At 61.9% G+C, this 19,073-nt stretch carries 16 protein-coding genes; 15 read left to right on the plus strand and 1 reads right to left on the minus strand.

Annotated elements, in window-relative coordinates; genetic code table 11:
- Positions 1-67 precede the first annotated feature (67 nt).
- The 12 genes from mraZ to murB all read left to right on the plus strand — a co-directional run bounded on the left by mraZ (position 68) and on the right by murB (position 13,970).
- On the plus strand, positions 68-505 hold the full coding sequence (mraZ, locus tag J5278_RS08280; RefSeq protein WP_209184256.1) for a division/cell wall cluster transcriptional repressor MraZ: 438 nt from the start codon (positions 68-70) through the stop codon (positions 503-505).
- 17 nt (positions 506-522) lie between these two features.
- Positions 523-1,548 (plus strand): 16S rRNA (cytosine(1402)-N(4))-methyltransferase RsmH, encoded by a 1,026-nt coding sequence (gene rsmH / locus J5278_RS08285; protein ID WP_142823202.1) that lies wholly within the window; start codon positions 523-525, stop codon positions 1,546-1,548.
- Position 1,549: 1 nt separating this feature from the next.
- The gene (locus J5278_RS08290; protein ID WP_209184161.1) at positions 1,550-2,044 is read left to right on the plus strand and encodes a hypothetical protein; all 495 of its coding nucleotides are present in this window, start codon (positions 1,550-1,552) and stop codon (positions 2,042-2,044) included.
- Positions 2,044-3,795, plus strand: coding sequence for a penicillin-binding protein 2 (locus J5278_RS08295; RefSeq protein ID WP_209184155.1), 1,752 nt, complete (start codon positions 2,044-2,046; stop codon positions 3,793-3,795). The genes J5278_RS08290 and J5278_RS08295 overlap by 1 nt, the downstream gene beginning before the upstream one ends.
- A 65-nt stretch (positions 3,796-3,860) precedes the next feature.
- Entirely contained in the window at positions 3,861-5,324 is a 1,464-nt protein-coding gene (locus J5278_RS08300; RefSeq protein ID WP_209184153.1) for a UDP-N-acetylmuramoyl-L-alanyl-D-glutamate--2,6-diaminopimelate ligase, read from the plus strand.
- Positions 5,321-6,754: a UDP-N-acetylmuramoylalanyl-D-glutamyl-2,6-diaminopimelate--D-alanyl-D-alanine ligase gene (locus tag J5278_RS08305; RefSeq protein ID WP_209187491.1), complete on the plus strand. Its 1,434-nt coding sequence runs from the start codon at positions 5,321-5,323 to the stop codon at positions 6,752-6,754. The genes J5278_RS08300 and J5278_RS08305 overlap by 4 nt, the downstream gene beginning before the upstream one ends.
- A 29-nt stretch (positions 6,755-6,783) precedes the next feature.
- Positions 6,784-7,884 carry a phospho-N-acetylmuramoyl-pentapeptide-transferase gene (mraY, locus tag J5278_RS08310; RefSeq protein WP_142823197.1) on the plus strand — a complete coding sequence of 367 codons (1,101 nt, stop codon included), beginning with the start codon at positions 6,784-6,786 and terminating at the stop codon, positions 7,882-7,884.
- Positions 7,885-7,889: 5 nt separating this feature from the next.
- Positions 7,890-9,302, plus strand: a complete 1,413-nt coding sequence (gene murD, locus J5278_RS08315; protein WP_209184149.1) for a UDP-N-acetylmuramoyl-L-alanine--D-glutamate ligase — start codon at positions 7,890-7,892, stop codon at positions 9,300-9,302.
- Position 9,303: 1 nt separating this feature from the next.
- Positions 9,304-10,458 (plus strand): putative lipid II flippase FtsW, encoded by a 1,155-nt coding sequence (gene ftsW / locus J5278_RS08320; protein WP_142823195.1) that lies wholly within the window; start codon positions 9,304-9,306, stop codon positions 10,456-10,458.
- 4 nt (positions 10,459-10,462) lie between these two features.
- Positions 10,463-11,587: an undecaprenyldiphospho-muramoylpentapeptide beta-N-acetylglucosaminyltransferase gene (murG, locus tag J5278_RS08325; protein ID WP_209187490.1), complete on the plus strand. Its 1,125-nt coding sequence runs from the start codon at positions 10,463-10,465 to the stop codon at positions 11,585-11,587.
- Positions 11,584-12,999 carry a UDP-N-acetylmuramate--L-alanine ligase gene (murC, locus tag J5278_RS08330; protein WP_142823193.1) on the plus strand — a complete coding sequence of 472 codons (1,416 nt, stop codon included), beginning with the start codon at positions 11,584-11,586 and terminating at the stop codon, positions 12,997-12,999. The genes murG and murC overlap by 4 nt, the downstream gene beginning before the upstream one ends.
- On the plus strand, positions 12,996-13,970 hold the full coding sequence (gene murB / locus J5278_RS08335) for a UDP-N-acetylmuramate dehydrogenase (RefSeq protein WP_209184145.1): 975 nt from the start codon (positions 12,996-12,998) through the stop codon (positions 13,968-13,970). Before murC ends, murB begins: the two co-directional genes overlap by 4 nt.
- 97 nt (positions 13,971-14,067) lie before the next feature.
- Here the strand turns inward: murB and J5278_RS08340 are convergent, their stop codons facing one another.
- A complete protein-coding gene (locus tag J5278_RS08340; protein WP_209187489.1) occupies positions 14,068-15,372 on the minus strand; it encodes an MFS transporter in 1,305 nt (434 codons plus the stop codon).
- A gap of 504 nt (positions 15,373-15,876) precedes the next feature.
- Here J5278_RS08340 and J5278_RS08345 point away from each other — a divergent pair.
- Genes J5278_RS08345 through ftsA form a run of 3 tightly spaced genes read left to right on the plus strand, consistent with a single transcriptional unit; the run spans position 15,877 to position 19,051 of the window.
- Complete coding sequence (locus tag J5278_RS08345) at positions 15,877-16,803, plus strand: D-alanine--D-alanine ligase (RefSeq protein ID WP_209184060.1); 927 nt, start codon at positions 15,877-15,879, stop codon at positions 16,801-16,803.
- Complete coding sequence (locus J5278_RS08350) at positions 16,791-17,723, plus strand: cell division protein FtsQ/DivIB (RefSeq protein ID WP_142823190.1); 933 nt, start codon at positions 16,791-16,793, stop codon at positions 17,721-17,723. Before J5278_RS08345 ends, J5278_RS08350 begins: the two co-directional genes overlap by 13 nt.
- Entirely contained in the window at positions 17,720-19,051 is a 1,332-nt protein-coding gene (gene ftsA, locus J5278_RS08355) for a cell division protein FtsA (protein ID WP_111222856.1), read from the plus strand. The genes J5278_RS08350 and ftsA overlap by 4 nt, the downstream gene beginning before the upstream one ends.
- Positions 19,052-19,073 lie beyond the last annotated feature (22 nt).

Consider the following 19,073-nt stretch of genomic DNA (forward strand, 5'->3'; position numbering starts at 1 on the left):
TGCGATGGCGGCAGTGAATGTGGGCGAAGGATTTTCGCGCGACCAATGGAAACGGGTGTTTCGCGTCATGAAACGCTTCCTGTCGAATGCGACGAACAAGATCGATGCCAAGGGCCGCGTTTCCGTGCCTTCGGTATTTCGATCGGTGCTGTCGGAGCGCGCCATTCCGGAGCTGTACTGCTTCCAGGATTTCGTGTTCCCGGCGATCAGCATCGGCGGACTGGATCTGCTCGACCGGTTCGAGCAACAGATTGCGGCGGAAGATCCGTTTTCGTCGCAGGCGAATCAGATGTCGCTCCTCATCCATGGGGGCGGGGTCTTCATGAAGCTCGATGCCGAGGGACGGTTGATGGTCACGGATTTCATCCGCGATTTCACCGGAATCACCGACGAGGTGACCTTCGTGGGTCGGGCGGACTACTTTCAGCTTTGGGAGCCGCAGGCGTTTCAAGCCCTGCAGGCAACCTCAAGAGAGGAGCGCAGGCTGGCGGGCATGCGTTCCTGATACAACGAGGGGACGGAATGGAAGCTCAACCTGGCGGAGATTGTGCTGAAGCCGGTGGCGGGCCGCTTCGTCATATTCCGGTTCTCCTGGCCGAAGTCGTAAGGGCGCTGGAGCCTGCGCCCGGCAAGGTCATTCTCGACGGCACGTTCGGGGCTGGCGGCTATACGTCGGCGCTGTTGGCGTCGGGCGCCGATGTGATTGCGCTCGACCGCGATCCGACGGCGATTGCGGCAGGCCAGGCGCTAGTCGAAGCTCATCCCGGCAAACTTACTCTCATTCACTCGCAATTCTCGCAGCTGGCAGAGCATGCTCCTGAGGGCGGTCTCGACGGCATCGTTCTCGATATCGGCGTATCCTCGATGCAGATCGACGAGGCCGAGCGCGGCTTCTCGTTCCAGAGGAACGGTCCGCTCGACATGCGCATGTCTGCAAAGGGCGTGTCTGCTGCCGACGTCATCAACAATGCCAAGCTCGCCGACCTGATCCGAATCTTCGTCTTTCTCGGCGAGGAGAAGCAGGCGCCGCGCATTGCCCATGCCATCGAGAAGCGCCGTGCCGAAAAGCCTTTCGAGACCACGCGTGATCTTGCAGGACTGATCGAGCTGGTGACGCCCCGCAAGGCCAAGGACAAGATCCATCCAGCGACCCGTGTCTTCCAGTCGCTGCGCATCTTCGTCAACGACGAACTCGGTGAACTCGCAGAAGCGCTGTTTGCCGCCGAGCGGGCTTTGAAGCCCGGCGGCCGCCTCGTCGTCGTCACCTTCCATTCGCTGGAAGACCGGATCGTCAAGAAGTTCCTCACCGATCGTTCGGGCCGCTCGACGGGCTCGCGCCATATGCCAGTCGTCCACGAGCGGGCGGCGACTTTCGATGCCATCGGCAAGCAGGTCGTCTCGGCCGGCGAGGTCGAGGCCGAGCTCAATCCACGTGCCCGTTCGGCCAAGCTGCGTGCTGCTGTGCGAACCGCTGCGCCGGCAGAAGCAGCCGACGTCTCGATTTTCGAGCTGCCGAACCTTGCCACCCTTGCAAAGCTTGGAGGTTGAGATGCTGAAGACCTTCGATATCGTGCTCATCGGCGTCATGACCACTGCGGCAGCCGTGACCTACACCATCAAGCACCGCGCCGAGCTCAAGCTCGAGGAGGTGCATCACCTCGAAGCCGAGATCAAGCTCGAGAAGGATACCATCGAGCTGCTGAAGGCCGACTGGGCGCTGGTCGTACAGCCGAACCGCCTCGAGCGGTTGGTCGCCAACTATAACAGCGAACTGCAGCTGCAGCCGACGCTGTCGACATCCCTCGTGCAGCCGAACGAACTGCCCATGCTGCGCAGCCAGCTGCCGCCACCTCCGGGTATCATGGACGGCAAGCCGACCGCAAAGCCCGGCACATCAAAGGGCGACGACAGCGATGCCGATATCCGCAAGGTTATAGCCGACGTGGCAGCCAAGCCTGCGCCGAAACCAGTCGCAAGGCTGGCACCGGCTAGGCATGGCAAGTCCGGTGTCGACGATATCAAAACGGGATCGGTGAAGCGCTGATGTCTTTTCTGTCCCGCATCATGCTCTTGAAGAGCAAGGCACATTTTTCCGCCGGTACCAACGGCAAGCCAGTCGACGCGCTTGCAAGCGCTGTCGTCGAGGGATCGCGAAAGCGCAAGACGGGGCAGGCGCGAAGCCGTGTCCTGTTGTTGAGCGTGAGCTTCGGCGTCGTCTACTGCATCATCGGCGCGCGACTGGTCGAATATGGCACTGCCATGCCCGATACGGTATCGAGCATTCTGCCGGCCGACAGGCTGATGGCCTCGCGGCCCGACATCGTCGACCGTAACGGGGCGCTGCTCGCGACCGACATCCGTACGGTGTCGCTGTTTGCCGAGCCGAACAAGATCGTCGATGTCGACGACGCCGTCGAAAAACTCTCGACCGTGCTGCCGGATATCGACCTCAAGGGCACCTACAAGAAGCTTTCGACCAACACGTCGCACTTCGCCTGGCTGAAGCGCCAGCTGACGCCAAAGCAGCAGAGCCAGATTCTTGCGCTCGGTATTCCCGGCATCGGCTTCCGGCCTGAAAAGCGCCGCTTCTATCCAGGCGGCCCGACCGCGTCCCACATCCTCGGCTATGTCAACATCGACAACCGTGGCGTAATGGGCATGGAAAAATATATCGACGACCAGGGCCTGGCCGATCTCGCCGCCGTAGGTATGACCAGCAACAGCCCGCTGGAGCCGGTCAAGCTGTCGATCGACGTTCGCGTTCAGGCGATTGCCCGCGATGTCGTGACCAAGGCCGTAGTCAACTTCAAGGCCAAGGGTGGCGGTGCCATCGTCCTCGACGTCAAGACCGGAGAAGTCATCGCCATGGCGTCCGCGCCCGATTTCGATCCGAATGAGCCGAATGCGAGTGCCGCCGAAGGCTGGCTGAACCGCATGTCGAACGGTACCTTCGAAATGGGGTCGACCTTCAAGACCTTCACGATGGCGATGGCGCTCGATAGCGGCAAGGTGACGCTTCGGGACGCTTTCGATGCCAGCGCGCCGATCCGCATCGGCGGCTTCGTGATCCACGACTTCCACGGGCAGGGCCGCGTGCTGACCGTTCCGGAAATCTTCCAGTATTCGTCCAACATCGGTACGGCCAAGATCGCCGATCTCGTCGGCATCGATGCCCACAAGGAGTTCCTGACGCGCCTCGGTCTCCTGACCCGGATGCCGACGGAACTGCCTGAGGTCAAGACGCCCAGCCAGCCGAAAGTCTGGAAGAAAATCAACTCGATCACCATCTCCTTCGGCCACGGCGTCTCGACGACGGCGCTGCAGACGGCGGTGGCCGGTGCGGCGCTCGTCAACGGCGGCAAGCTCATCGAGCCGACCTTCCTGCCACGCACGGCAGAGCAGGCCGACCTGGTCGCGAAAACCGTCATCAAGAAGAGCACCAGCGACGATGTCCGCTTCCTGCTCGACTTCAACGGCTCCAAGGGTTCCGGTCGTGCCGCCCGCGTTCCCGGCTACGATGTCGGCAGCAAGACGGGTACGGCGGACAAGGTCGTTAACGGTCGCTACTCCCACACCGCCAACTTCAACACCTTCCTGGCAGCCTTCCCGATCGACAATCCCCGCTATGTGGTCATGAGCTTTTGCGACGAACCGCTGACGGGCGAGCATGGAGGCACGATTTCAGCCTATACGGCAGCTCCCATCGCGCGCGATATCATCGCCCGTTCGGCGGCGATTCTCGGTGTAAAACCGAAATTCGGTGAGGGCGGCTCCGCCTTGCTGGTGTCTTATTGAGATTGAATGGATAACGCGGTCGATTCGCGTGGGGCGGGCAGGCCTAGAACAAAGAAGTAGACGCCATGAAATTGCGTGATCTCGTCGGGACCGATTTTCCCGAGTTGAACGGACCGGTCGGCGGCTCGCTGGGCGACATCGACATCACGGGTCTTTCCGCCGACAGCCGGCAGATTACGCCGGGAATGGCCTTTGTCGCGGTTGCCGGCAGCAAGGCCGATGGCGCCGCCTTCGTCGCCGACGCTGCTGCGCGCGGCGCCGCCGTGATTTTCGCCCAGCATGTTGCGGATGCCGGTTCTGTACCCGTTGTTGCCGTCTCCGAGCCGCGCCGCCTGCTGGCGCTGGCAGCCGCGCGTTTTTACGGGCGCCAGCCGGAGACCATGGTCGCCGTCACGGGCACTGCCGGCAAGACCTCCGTTGCCTCCTTCACCCGCCAGATCTGGGCGCATGCCGGCAGCACGGCTGCAATGATCGGCACGACCGGCGTCATCTCGCCCAGCCGCAACGATTACGGCTCGCTGACCACGCCGGACCCGGTGTCGCTGCACAAATTGCTGGCCGAGCTTGCCGACGAGGGTGTGACGCACGCTGCGATGGAAGCATCCAGCCACGGGCTCGACCAGTTCCGTCTCGATGGCGTGCGCCTCAAGGCCGCCGGCTTTACCAATCTCGGCCGCGATCACATGGACTATCACCCGACCGTAGAGGCCTATATGGCCGCCAAGATGCGGCTTTTCGATACGCTGCTGCCGCAGGGATCGCCGGCCGTCATCTTTGCTGACGACGCCTGGTCGGATCAGGCCGTAGCTGCTGCCCGGCAGGCCGGTCACGATATCCGCACCGTTGGCCGCAAGGGCAACTTCCTGACGCTGAAGCGGGTCGAGCATTCGCGCCACAAGCAGGTCGCCGAGGTTCATTTCGGCACTGAAATCTTCGAGATTCACATTCCGCTCGCCGGCGATTTCCAGATTGCCAATGCGCTGGTTGCCGCAGGGCTTGCCATATCGACCGGCGTTCCGGCAGCCGTGGCCATGCAGGCGCTCGAAAAGCTGCAGGGAGCTTCCGGACGCCTCGAACTGATCGGCCAGACGCGAGACGGCGCGCTTGCCTATGTCGATTACGCCCACAAGCCGGATGCGCTGGAAAACGTGCTGGCGGCTGTTCGGCCCTTTACCACCGGTCGTGTCATCGTTGTCTTTGGTTGCGGTGGCGACCGGGATCGTGGAAAGCGGCCGATCATGGGCGAGATTGCCTGCCGGCTGGCCGATGTGGTCATCGTCACCGACGACAATCCGCGCTCTGAACAACCGGCTGCCATTCGCGCCGAAATCATGGCTGCGGCCACCTCAGCCACGGAAATCGCCGACCGTGCCGAGGCCATCCGCGCCGCAGTCGACATGCTGAAGGCCGGCGATACGCTGATCGTGGCTGGCAAGGGGCACGAGGAAGGCCAGACGGTCGACGGTGTCACGTTGCCGTTCTCGGATCATGCGGAAGTGCGCCGGGCACTAGGGGAGACGACATCTTGAGCTGGCTTTGGACAAGCGAAGACCTGATCGACATCATGCATGGCCGGCCTGTTGGCTCGTTGCCGGCGGGTATTACAGGAATTTCCATCGACAGCCGTTCGATCGGACCCGGCGAAGCCTTCTTCGCCATCAAGGGCGATCGCGTCGATGGGCATGACTTTGCGAGCATGGCGATGGCCAATGGCGCGTCGTTGCTGGTTGTCAGCGAAGCGCGGCTACCGGCGCTCGGGCGCCTCACCGTGCCGATGATCGTCGTCGAGGATGTGCTGGCGGCATTGACCACGCTCGGCATCGCCGGCCGAGATCGTTCGCGCGCAAAGATAATCGGCGTTACCGGCTCGGTCGGCAAGACCACGACCAAGGAGATGCTGCGTCACGTGCTGTCGCCCTCCGGCAAGGTCCATGCTTCGGTCGCCTCATACAACAATCACTGGGGTGTGCCGTTGACGCTGGCACGCATGCCAATCGATACCGACTTCGGCGTCTTCGAAATCGGCATGAACCATCCGGACGAAATCAGGCCACTGGTGAAGATGGTCCGCCCGCATGTGGCGATCATCACGACGGTGGCCGCCGCCCATCTCGGCAACTTCAAGAGCATCAAGGAAATCGCAGCCGCCAAGTCTGAGATCTTCGAGGGTCTAGAGCCCGACGGAGACATCATCCTCAATCGTGACAGCGACCAGTTCTCGTTCCTCGAGCGCCAGGCGCAAGCGCTCGGCATCACTCGAATCTATAGCTTCGGCCAGCATGCCAAGGCCGACTTCCGGCTGGCGGAATTCAATGGCTCCGACGAGAAATCGGCTCTTTGGCTGACGCTCGGCAGCGAGACCTTCGAGATCGCCATCGGTGCGCCCGGTCGCCACATTGCCGAGAATGCGCTTGCCGTGCTCGGCGCCGTGACGCTGGTCGGCGGCGACCTCGACAGGGCTATCGAGGCGCTGGCGACGCTGCAGCCGGAAAAGGGCCGTGGCAAACGCCACAGGCTTGCGATCGGGGCGAGCACGTTCACCGTCATCGACGAAAGCTACAATGCCAACCCCGCCTCCATGCGCGCGGCAATGGCGCTGCTGGCAACGGGTGCCGCCGACAGTCGCGGACGCCGCATCGCCGTCCTTGGCGACATGCTCGAGATGGGCGAACATGCGCGTAGGGTGCATGCCGATCTGGCGGGTCCGCTGATTGCCGCGGGGATCGAACACGCCTGGCTCTCCGGGCCGGAGATGCTGGCCCTGAAGGAGGCGTTGCCTGAAACAGTGCATGTCGAATATCGCGAGACGACGGAAGAGCTCACCGCCTTCGTTCTTTCCTCGGTTGCGCCCGGCGATGTGCTGATGATCAAGTCGTCGCTCGGGATCGGGTTCGGCAAGATCGTGGCGGCTTTGCTTGACAAATTTCCTGCAGTTTCCGACACGAAGCCGCAAACCTAATTGAATTTTGACCCTAGAAAGGGCCCTGGATGCTGATCTGGCTCGTCGACCTCTCTGAACATGTGAAATTCTTCAATCTGTTCAGATACATCACGTTTCGCACCGGCGGCGCCCTGTTCACCTCGGCACTGATCGTCTTCCTGTTCGGACCGAGAATCATTGCATCTCTTCGCCTTCGCCAGGGCAAGGGGCAGCCGATCCGTGCCGATGGACCGCAGACGCATTTCAAGAAAGCCGGCACGCCGACGATGGGCGGGCTGATGATTATCGCCGGTGTCGTCGGCTCCTGCCTGTTGTGGGCCGACCTTTCCAGCGTCTATGTGGTTGCGGTTCTCCTGGTAACGCTCGGCTTCGGCGCCATCGGCTTCTACGACGACTATCTCAAGGTCACCAAGCAGAGCGACAAGGGCTTCTCCGGCCGCAAGCGCCTGTTGATCGAGTTCGTCATTGCGTGCATCGCCGTCTATTTCATGATGCGCTCGGCGCTGGCATCGGGTCCGGCCGGATCGACTTTCGGCTCGTCGATCGCCTTTCCTTTCTTCAAGGACTTCATGATCAATCTCGGTCTGTTTTTCGTGCTGTTCGGCGGCTTCGTCATTGTTGCGGCCGGCAACTCGGTCAATCTGACAGATGGCCTTGACGGCCTCGCCATCGTTCCGGTGATGATCGCCGCGGCGTCGTTCGGCGTCATCGCCTATCTCGCCGGTAACGTCGTGTTTGCCAATTACCTGCAGATCAATTTCGTGCCCGGTACCGGCGAACTTTCCGTCGTGCTTGGGGCGATGATCGGGGCGGGGCTGGGCTTCCTGTGGTTCAACGCGCCGCCGGCCGCTATCTTCATGGGCGATACAGGCTCGCTGGCGCTGGGTGGCATGATCGGCACGGTTGCCGTCGCCACCAAGCATGAGATCGTCATGGCAATCATCGGCGGGCTTTTCGTCATGGAAACGTTGTCGGTCATCATCCAGGTCGGCTTTTTCAAAATGACCGGGCGGCGCGTTTTCCTGATGGCGCCTATCCACCACCATTTCGAAAAGAAGGGCTGGACGGAAAGCCAGGTCGTCGTCCGCTTCTGGATCATTGCCGTCGTGCTCGCGATGGTCGGCCTGTCTACACTGAAGCTGCGGTAAAAGAGATGATAGCGGTCACCACGCTCAAGGGGAAAAAGGTTGCGCTGTTCGGGCTTGGCGGCTCGGGCCTCGCCACGGCCCTGGCGCTGGTGGCTGGCGGTGCTGACGTCACCGCCTGGGACGACAATCCCGACAGCGTTGCTAAGGCGTCGGCCGCCGGCGTTCCGACGGCCGACCTTAGAACAATCGACTGGCCAGGGCTGTCGAGCTTCGTGCTGTCGCCGGGCGTGCCGCTGACCCATCCGAAGCCGCACTGGACCGTTGACCTCGCGCGGTCGGCAGGCGTCGAGATCATCGGCGATGTCGAATTGTTTGTTCGCGAGCGTCGCGTGCACGCACCGGATTGCCCGTTCATCGCGATTACCGGCACCAACGGCAAATCGACGACGACGGCGCTGATCGCCCATATCCTGAAATCGAGCGGTCGCGACACACAGATGGGCGGCAATATCGGTACCGCCATCCTGACGCTCGATCCGCCGCAGGCCGAGCGCTATTATGTCGTCGAGTGCTCGTCCTACCAGATCGATCTCGCCCCGACGCTTAACCCCTCGGCCGGTATCCTCCTCAACCTGACCCCCGATCATCTCGACCGGCATGGGACCATGCAGCATTACGCCGATATCAAGGAGCGCCTTGTGGCCGGCAGCGGTACGGCGATCGTCGGCGTCGACGACAGCTTCTCGACGGTCATTGCCGATCGCATCGAACGCGCCGGCGGCAGGGTGACGCGCATCTCTCGCCGTCAGGTGTTGTCGGACGGTCTCTATGCCGACGGGAGCCGCATTGTCCGGGCATCGGCCGGAGAGGCGGCCGCCATCGCCGATCTCGGCGGCATTCAGACATTGCGCGGCAGCCACAATGCCCAGAACGCCGCAGCGGCCATCGCCGCCTGCCTGGCGGTGGGCGTATCCGTCGAGGACATCCAGTCCGGCCTTGCGTCGTTCCCGGGCCTGAAGCATCGCATGCAGCCGGTGGCGCGGCGCGGCACTGTCGTGTTCGTTAATGATTCGAAGGCGACCAACGCCGAGGCAGCGGCTCCGGCCTTGTCGAGCTACGAGCGGATCTACTGGATTGCCGGCGGCTTGCCGAAAGAGGGAGGCATCGCTTCGCTTGCACCGCTGTTTCCCCGCATCGCCAAGGCGTATCTGATCGGCGAGGCGGCACCGCAGTTTGCAGCGACTCTGGGCGAGGCCGTGCCATACGAGATTTCCGGCACGCTTGATCGCGCCGTTCTGCACGCGGCTGCCGATGCGGCGATGGATCAGGGCGTCAGCGCTGCTGTCATGCTATCACCGGCTTGCGCAAGTTTCGACCAATACAAGAACTTCGAGGTCAGAGGGGATTCCTTCGTCACACACGTGTCGGCGCTGGAAGGGATCACCATGCTGATCGGTTCGCCAACAGGAGGCGCATGAGATGGTAAGCCGCGTAGACCGTGGGGCCCTGGCCGACTGGTTCTGGACGATCGATCGTTTTTTCCTCGGGATTTTCATCCTGCTTCTCGGTATTGGCTTCATGCTGTCCTTTGCAGCGTCGCCGGCAGTGGCTACCCGCATCGGGCTTGAACCGTTCCACTTCGTCAAGCGCCATGCCGCTTTCCTCATCCCGGCAATCGCCGTGATGATCGGCATTTCGTTCCTGACGCCGCGTCAAGTGCGCCGGACGGCTGTGATCATTCTTGTCGTCTCGCTGGCGATGATGCTGTTTGCGTTGTTCTTCGGCGTCGAAGTCAAGGGTTCGCGCCGCTGGGTCAATCTCGCCAGCCTGTCGATCCAGCCTTCAGAATTCATGAAGCCGGCCTTCGTCGTCGTCTGCGCCTGGCTTTTTGCCGAGCATGCGCGCCAGCCTGAAATTCCGGGCAACCTCTTTGCCATTATCCTCTTCGGTATCGTGGCTTCTTTGCTGGTCGCCCAGCCCGACCTTGGCCAAACCATCCTCACATCGGCCGTCTGGGCGGGCATGTTCTTCATGGCGGGCATGCCCTGGCTGTGGATCTTCGTGCTTGGCGGCATGGGCGTGGGTGGTCTTTTCAGCGCCTACTACGTCTTCCCGCACGTGGCGCTGCGCATCGACAAGTTCCTGACCGGCGAAGGCGATACCTTCCAGGTCGATACAGCCCGCGAGGCAATTGTGCGCGGCGACTGGTTCGGCGTCGGTCCGGGCGAGGGTATCGTCAAGCGCATCATTCCCGACGCCCACACCGACTTCATCTTCTCGGTGGCTGCGGAAGAGTTCGGCATCATCTTCTGCATGTTCCTGGTCTGCATCTTCGCGGTCCTCGTCCTGCGCGGACTTTCTCATGCCTACCGTGAGAAGAACGACTTCAACCGCTTCGCCGTTGCCGGCCTGGTGCTGCAGATCGGCATCCAGTCTATCATCAATGTCGGCGTGAACCTGCAGTTGCTGCCGGCCAAGGGCATGACTCTGCCGCTGATCTCCTACGGTGGTTCGTCGATGATCGCGATCTGCGTTACCGCAGGCTTCATCCTGGCGCTGACCCGTCACCGACCGGAGAAGCGCATGCAGGAGCGCAGCCTGTTTCGCGTGACCCACGGCGTTCCGGCGGAGTGATGCGATGAGCAAGGGCATCATTCTTCTCGCCGCCGGTGGCACCGGCGGCCATGTATTTCCAGCCGAAGCGCTGGCCTACAAGCTGCGCGACCGGGGTTACTCCGTGCATCTGGTCACCGACAGCCGCGCCGAGCGCTATGCGGGCTCCTTTCCGGCCGACGAGATCCACGTGGTGCCGTCCGCAACGATCGGCTCCAAGAACCCGGTCAATCTCGCCCGCTCGCTCTGGACGCTCTGGACCGGCATGCGCGCGGCCCGAAAGCTGATCCGCAACATCGGCCCGCTTTGCGTCGTCGGTTTCGGCGGTTATCCAACGATTCCCCCGTTGCTCGTCGCGACACGCATGGGCGTGCCGACCGTCATCCACGAGCAGAATGCCGTGATGGGCCGCGCCAACAAGGCGCTGGCCGGCCGGGTGAAAGCGATTGCCGGCGGCTTCCTGCCGGACAATGGCGGGGCGTACCCGGAAAAGACGGTGACCACCGGCAATCCCGTGCGGCCGGCCGTCATCGAGGCAGCCCAGACGCCCTATCATCCATCCGGTCCGGATGAGCCGTTCAACCTCGTCGTCTTCGGCGGCAGCCAGGGTGCGCAGTTCTTCTCGAAGGCAATCCCGACGGCAGTCAGCCTGCTGGAGGAACCGTTGCGCAACCGGCTGCGGATTACCCAGCAGGTCCGCGTCGAGGACATGGAGACGGTCAACAACTGCGTCGTGCACCTGCAGATGGGGGCAGACATCGCGCCGTTCTTCAACGACATGGCGACTCGGCTTGCTGCCGCCCACCTCGTCATCTGCCGCTCCGGCGCCTCGACGGTCTCCGAGCTTGCGGTCATCGGACGACCGGCGATCCTCGTGCCTTATCCCTATGCGCTTGACCACGACCAGGCGGCCAATGCCGCAGCGCTTGCCGCCAATGGTGGAGCTAAGGTCATCGCACAGTCGGAGCTCTCGTCGGAAAAACTGTCGGCGATCTTGCGAGGCTCGATGAATTCGCCCGAAAAGCTCGCCAAGATGGCCGCTGCTGCGAAATCGACGGGGAAGCCGGACGCAGCAAACTTGCTCGCGGATCTTGTAGAGGCTATTGCCGACAAACGTTCAATTGCAGAATTCAAGGGGGCAGGCGCATGAAGCTGCCTAAGGCCATCGGCCTCGTACATTTCATCGGTATCGGCGGCATCGGCATGAGCGGCATCGCCGAGGTGCTGCACAATCTCGGCCACAAGGTGCAAGGGTCGGACCAGGCGGACAGCGCCAATGTCCAGCGCCTGCGCGCCAAGGGCATCGAGGTTCTCATCGGCCACAAGGCAGAGAACCTGGGTGAAGCCGAAGTGGTGGTGGTCTCGACCGCCATCCGGAAAGACAACCCGGAACTGATCGCCGCGCGCGAAAAGCTGCTGCCGGTGGTCCGCCGCGCCGAAATGCTGGCCGAGTTGATGCGCTTCCGCAATGCGATTGCCATAGGTGGCACGCACGGCAAGACAACCACCACCTCTATGGTGGCGACGCTGCTCGAAGCCGGTGGGCTCGATCCGACCGTCATCAACGGCGGCATCATCAATGCCTACGGCACCAATGCCCGCATGGGCGAGGGCGAGTGGATGGTGGTCGAGGCCGACGAATCGGATGGCACGTTCCTGAAGCTGCCGGCTGACGTCGCCGTCATCACCAACATCGACCCTGAGCATCTCGATCATTACGGGACGTTCGATGCCGTACGGGCTGCCTTCCGGCAGTTCGTCGAGAATGTGCCGTTCTATGGTTTCGGCGTTCTGTGCCTCGATCATCCGGAAGTCCAGACGCTGGTCGGCCGTATCGAGGACCGCAAGGTCATCACCTATGGGGAGAACCCGCAGGCCGACGTGCGCTTCATGAATGTCCGCATCGACGGCACGCGGTCGCTGTTCGACATCGAAATCCGTCGCCGCCGCACCGGCAAGGTCATCGAGATCAAGGATCTCGTGCTGCCGATGCCCGGCCGTCACAATATCGCCAATGCCACGGCTGCCATTGCCGTTGCCAACCGGCTTGGAATTTCCAACGAAGACATCGCCCGCGGCCTTGCGGCGTTTGGCGGCGTCAAGCGCCGCTTCACGCTAACCGGCGAGTGGAACGGCGTGAAAATCTTCGACGACTACGGGCATCATCCGGTCGAGATCAAAGCGGTTCTCAAGGCGGCGCGCGAATCATGCTCCGGCCGGATCATCGCCGTTCACCAGCCGCACCGGTTTACGCGGCTTTCGAGCCTGTTCGAGGAATTTGCCGCCTGCTTCAACGACGCCGACAGCATTTTCCTGGCGCCGGTCTATTCGGCTGGCGAGGAGCCGATCGAGGGCGTCGATTCGGAAGCGCTGGTATCGCGCATCAAGGCAGGCGGACATCGCGATGCCCGTTACCTGCCATCGCCCGATCGTCTGGCCGGAATGGTTGCCGAGATTGCAAAGCCCGGCGATTTTGTGGTTTTGTTAGGGGCTGGCAGCATAACTTATTGGGCCGCAGCGTTGCCACAGGAACTGGAAGGCCTTTCGGGTAAATCCGCATGAAGCAGGTCAATGGAGAAAAGCTGCTCGCGTCTTTAGGCGACGGCGTCAAGGATATTCGCGGACGGCTGACGCCGGATGCGCCGATGGATCGCGTCACCTGGTTTCGTGCCGGCGGACTGGCGGAGCTGATGTTCCAGCCCCACGATACGGACGACCTCGTCACCTTCCTGAAGCTTTTGCCTCCCGAAGTGCCGCTGATGGTCGTCGGTGTCGGCTCGAACATCCTCGTGCGTGACGGCGGTATTCCCGGCGTCGTGTTGCGGCTGTCGGCCAAGGGGTTCGGCTCGCTGGAACTTGCCGGGGAAAACCGGATCAAGGCAGGCGCCATCTGCCCCGACAAGCATGTCGCGGCGATGGCCATGGACAACAGCATCGGCGGTTTCCATTTCTATTACGGCATTCCGGGCTCGATCGGTGGTGCGGCGCGCATGAATGCCGGCGCCAACGGTGTCGAGACCTGCGACCGGCTTGTCGAGGTCCATGCTGTGGATCGCAGCGGCAACAAGCATGTGCTGAGCAACGCCGACATGGGCTACACCTATCGCCATTCATCAGCGTCGGCCGACCTAATCTTCACCGATGTTGTGTTCGAGGGTTATACCGAGGACAAGGCCAAGATCCGTGCCGACATGGATGCCGTGCGCAATCACCGCGAGACCGTTCAGCCGGTCCGCGAAAAGACCGGCGGCTCGACGTTCAAGAACCCGCCGGGCCTTTCCGCCTGGGAAGTCATCGACGAGGCCGGCTGCCGTGGTCTCGTCATCGGTGGCGCGCAGATGTCGTCGCTGCATTGCAATTTCATGATCAACATGGGCCAGGCGACTGGCTACGATCTGGAATATCTCGGCGAGCAGGTTCGCCGCGAGGTGTTCGAGAAATCCGGCGTCAAGCTGGAATGGGAAATCAAGCGGCTCGGAACCTTCATGGATGGCCGCGAGGTTCGCCCATTCCATGGTGTGACGACGGAGTAGGTAAATAGCAGAGCGCCTGCTGGGAACCGATACGTAGTTAGAAAAAAAAGGCCGCGAAACAGATGTTTCGCGGCCTTTTTTGATGCGATCGTTTGGATCAGATCTCTTCGTTGCCTGACAGCAGGATGCAGACCAGCGTGATGAAGGCGGCGATTGCCATATAGTAGCCGACATAGGCAAGGCCGTAGTTGCTGGCGAGCCAGGTGGCGATAAAGGGGGCCAGCGATGCGCCGAAGATGCCGGCAAAGTTGAAGGTGATGGAGGCGCCGGTGTAGCGCACGGCGACCGGGAACGGCGCTGCCAGAGCTGTGCCGATCGGGCCGTAGGTCATCCCCATCAGCGCCATGCTGACGGCTGCAAAGATGTAGATCTCGGTGAGGCCGCCGGTCAGGAGTGTCTGCAGGAAGAACGAGAAGACGCCGATCCCGACCGTCGTGGCGACGAGCACGGTGCGGCGGCCAAAGCGGTCCGACAGCTTGCCGGCGATCGGGCAGAAGATGCCGAAGAACACCGAGGCGACGATCTGCACGAGAAGCGCGTCGAGGAAGCTGATCTTCAGGACCTTGACGTTGTAGGACAGCAGGTAGGCCGTGCCGATGTAAAAGAGCACGAAAGTTGCCAGCGCCACGAAGGTGCCGAGGAGCAGGCTGCGCTTGTGGTTCTTCAGGATCTCGACCACGGGAACGGCAACGCGCTCCTTGCGGGCAACGGCTTCGCTGAACTCCGGGGTTTCGGTGATCGACAGGCGGACCCAAAGGCCGATGCCGATCAGGACGATCGAGGCGATGAACGGCACGCGCCAGCCCCAGGTGATGAAGTCTTCCTGGGAGATGAAGTGGAGCAGCAGCCAGAAGACGGCCGACGACAGGAACAGGCCGACGGGTGCGCCGAGCTGCGGGAACATGCCGTACCAGGAGCGCTTGCCTTCCGGCGCATTTTCTGTCGCCAGCAGCACCGCGCCGCCCCACTCGCCACCGAGACCGAAGCCCTGGCCGAAGCGGCAGATGGCCAGCAGCAAAGGCGCTGCCACGCCGATCGAGGCGTAGGAGGGCAGGAAACCGATCAGTACCGTCGAGATGCCCATCGTCATCAGGGCTGCAACGAGCGTCACCTTGCGGCCGATGCGGTCACCGAAATGGCCGAACACGATGGCGCCGATCGGACGGGCGAAGAAGGCGATGGAAAAAGTCGCGAATGATTGCAGGACGCCGGTGGTTGGATCGCTGGTCGGAAAGAACAGCGTCGGGAAAACGAGGACTGCAGCCGTCGCGTAAACGTAAAAGTCGAAGAATTCGATGGTGGTGCCGATCAGGCTTGCCAGCAGAACGCGTGACGGCGAATTCAGGGAGGCACTGTTTCGCGACGAGGGAGCCGGCGATAATGGCGATATCGCTTGTTTCATTTTCGTGACCAATCCGGAATGCTAAGTTCAACTTCACGGGCCTTAACGCAATTTAAGACCGGCGCAAACGCCAAAGTAGCAATTTCCCGAACGAAATCGTTGATGCGTCGTACAATAATGTCGGCAGCGTCGGGTGTCTCCGGCAGATCCGCAGGAATCTCAAGTTGAACCGGCGACGCGTCTGCCGTTACTCGCAATCACTCCGGTATCGCAGGGGTTGTATATCTCGGATTGGAAGCTCCCGCCGGGGTGATGTCCAGGATTAAGAAAATCGAAGGTGCCTCTTGCCACGGATCTAAAGCTCTGATTCCAAGAGGGTAATTGCCATCGGGATTTTGATTTTTTTGGGTCGATGGCGGCAAAAGATGCATCGGGTTAACCAAAGTAAACGCTTCGTTAACTATAATGACGCTCTAATAGGCTCATTCAGAAGCCGGTGGAATCGCCCGGTAAAAGCTTCGCGCAAGCGTGCTGTCGCAAAGAGCTGTATTTTTGGGGGTATCGATGAGTGAGAAGCATGTAGCCGTCCTGTTTGGCGGTTTTTCCTCGGAACGGCCGGTCAGCCTGTCGTCGGGGAAGGCATGCGCTGACGCTCTCGAAGGGCAGGGCTACCGGATCTCGTTGATCGATGTTGATCGCGATATCTCGGCGCAGCTCGCCGATCTTGCGCCCGATGTCGTCTTCAACGCTCTGCATGGCCCCTTCGGTGAAGACGGCACGATCCAGGGCGTGCTTGAATACCTGCAGATCCCCTATACCCATTCCGGCGTTGCTGCGTCCGCGCTGGCGATGGACAAGTCGCGCGCCAAGCTGGTGGCGGCCGATGCCGGCGTGCCGGTTGCCGAATCATTGCTGATGAGCCGTTTCGACTTCGGGTCCGAGCATCCGATGCCGGCACCCTATGTTGTCAAGCCGGTCCGGGAAGGTTCGAGCTTCGGCGTCGTCATCGTCAAGGAAGACCAGGCGCACCCGCCGCAGGTTATCACGTCGTCGGAATGGCGCTACGGCGACGACGTGCTGGTCGAGCGCTACATTGCCGGCCGCGAGTTCACCTGTGGCGTCATGGGCGACAAGGCTTTGGCCGTCACCGAGATCGTGCCGCAGGGACACATCTTCTATGACTATGACTCGAAATATGTCGCAGGCGGCTCGAAACACGTAATTCCCGCAGAAATTTCACCAAATATTTACCAAAAAATACAAAGATTAGCGTTAACGGCGCATCAAGCAATCGGCTGCCGCGGAGTCACACGATCAGACTTTCGCTACGACGACCGCTTTTCCGAGGATGGTGAACTTATCTGGCTGGAGATCAATACCCAGCCCGGCATGACCCCGACTTCGCTTGTGCCGGAAATGGCAGGCCACGCCGGCTACTCGTTTGGCGAATTTCTCCGGTGGATGGTGGAGGACGCGTCATGTTTGCGTTGACGGTCAAAAGGATGAAGCGCTCGAGGCACCGTGCTCCGGTGCTGTTCGACCAGCCGGAGGACCTGTTCGTCCTGCCGCGGCCGCTCCGTCGTGCCGTGCGTTTCCTGGTGAGCCTCGGCTCCGGGCGCATCTACGTTCCACCACATCTCGGCACTGTCTCCGCCATAGCTTTCCTTGCCGCGACAGGCCTCTACGGCATGTCGCTCGGCGGTCATACGCAGACGGTCGCCCAGGCAACGACGGCAGCAGCCGGCTTTGCTATCGAGGACGTCAAGGTTTCGGGCAACGACCAGACTTCTGAAATCGAAATCCTGCAGCTTCTCGGCCTCGATGGCACGACATCGCTTGTCGCACTCGACGTCGATGCCGCGCGCCAGAAGATTGCCAGCCTTCCCTGGGTCGAAAACGTCGAGGTCCGCAAGGTCTATCCGAAGACCATCGAGGTGAAGCTCAAGGAGAAGGCCGCTTACGGTATCTGGCAGCACGGCGCCGAGCTTTCGCTGATCGAGCAGAACGGTACGGTCATCGCGCCGCTGCGCGACAACAAGTTTGCGTCCCTGCCATTGTTCGTCGGGCGCGAAGCCGAGAAGGCCGCGACTTCGGTCGGTGACATGTTTGCCGCCTGGCCGGATCTTCGCAGCCACGTCAAGGCTTTCGTGCGTGTCGCCGGTCGCCGCTGGGATCTCTATCTCGACAGCGGCATCGTCATCAAGCTGCCGGAAGACGACCTGCAGCAGGCGCTCGCAAAGCTGGCAAAGCTGGACAAGGAACAGAACCTTCTGGCGCGCGACATCGCTGCCGTCGACCTTCGTCTCGAAGATCGCACGACGGTGGAACTGACGCCGGATGCGATGGTGCGCCGACAGGCGGCGCTGGATTTGAGAACCAAGGCTCTGAAAAAGGCGGGACAAGACACATGAGCTTATTCGGTTCGTCCCATTTCGGCCTGCCGCGCCTGAAGCCGCTTTCGTCGAAGCGCTCGCATATCGTCTCCGTGCTCGACATCGGCTCGACGAAGATCGTCTGCATGATCGGTCGGCTGACGCCGCGCGAGGAAACGCAGGTTCTTCCCGGCCGCACGCACAACATCGAAATCATCGGCATCGGCCACCAGCGCTCGCGCGGCATCAAGACCGGCGTCATTGCCGACCTCGATGCGGTCGAAGGCGTCATCCGCCTTGCGGTCGACGCTGCCGAGCGCATGGCTGGCCTGACGGTCGAGAGCCTGATCGTCAACGTCTCTGCCGGTCGCCTCGGAAGTGACATCTATACGGCAACCATCGATCTCGGCGGCCAGGAAGTCGAAGCCACCGATCTGAAGAAGGTCCTGACAGCCGCCTGCCAGCAGTCGCTGCGCCAGGACCGTGCCATCCTGCATTCGCTGGCGACGGGCTACTCGCTCGACGGCGAGCGCGGCGTTCGCGATCCGCTGGCGATGTTCGGCGACGCGCTTGGCGTCGACATGCATGTGGTGACGGCTGAGCGCTCGGCACTGCGCAATCTCGAACTCAGCGTCAACCGTGCCCACCTTTCGGTCGAGGGCATGGTGGCAACGCCTTATGCCAGCGGTCTGGCTGCATTGGTCGACGACGAGGTCGAACTCGGATGCGCCGCCATCGACATGGGTGGCGGCACCACGACGATCTCGGTGTTTGCCGAAGGCAAGCTCGTGCACACGGATGCGGTCAGCATCGGCGGTCATCACGTCACGACCGATCTGGCCCGCGGCCTGTCGACCCGTATCGAGGATGCCGAACGGCTGAAGGTCGTGCACGCTTCGGCGCTGCCCAATCCGGGCGACGACCGCGAAATGATTTCCATCCCGCCAATCGGCGAGGATGACCGCGACCAGCCGACCCAGGTGCCGCGTGCGCTGGTGTCGCGCATCGTCAGCGCCCGTATCGAGGAGACGCTTGAGCTGATCCGCGACCGTATCCAGCGCTCGGGCTTCAGCCCGATCGTCGGCAAGCGCGTCGTGCTGACGGGTGGTGCGAGCCAGCTGACCGGCCTGCCGGAAGTGGCGCGCCATATCCTCGCGCGCAACGTCCGCATCGGCCGCCCGATGGGCATTTCCGGCCTGCCGACGGCAGCCAAGGGGCCGGCCTTTTCGACGGCGGTCGGCCTGATGATCTATCCGCAGGTGGCGGATCTGGAAACGCATATGGGCGGCAGCGGTCTGCTTTCGTCGCTCGGCGGCAATAACAGCCGCATTGCCCGGGTCGGGCAGTGGCTGAAAGAAAGTTTTTGAGTTTCCGGGCCGGGCGGCAATG

The sequence above is a fragment of the Rhizobium sp. B21/90 genome, from assembly GCF_019355815.1.
Lineage (GTDB): Bacteria > Pseudomonadota > Alphaproteobacteria > Rhizobiales > Rhizobiaceae > Rhizobium > Rhizobium rhododendri.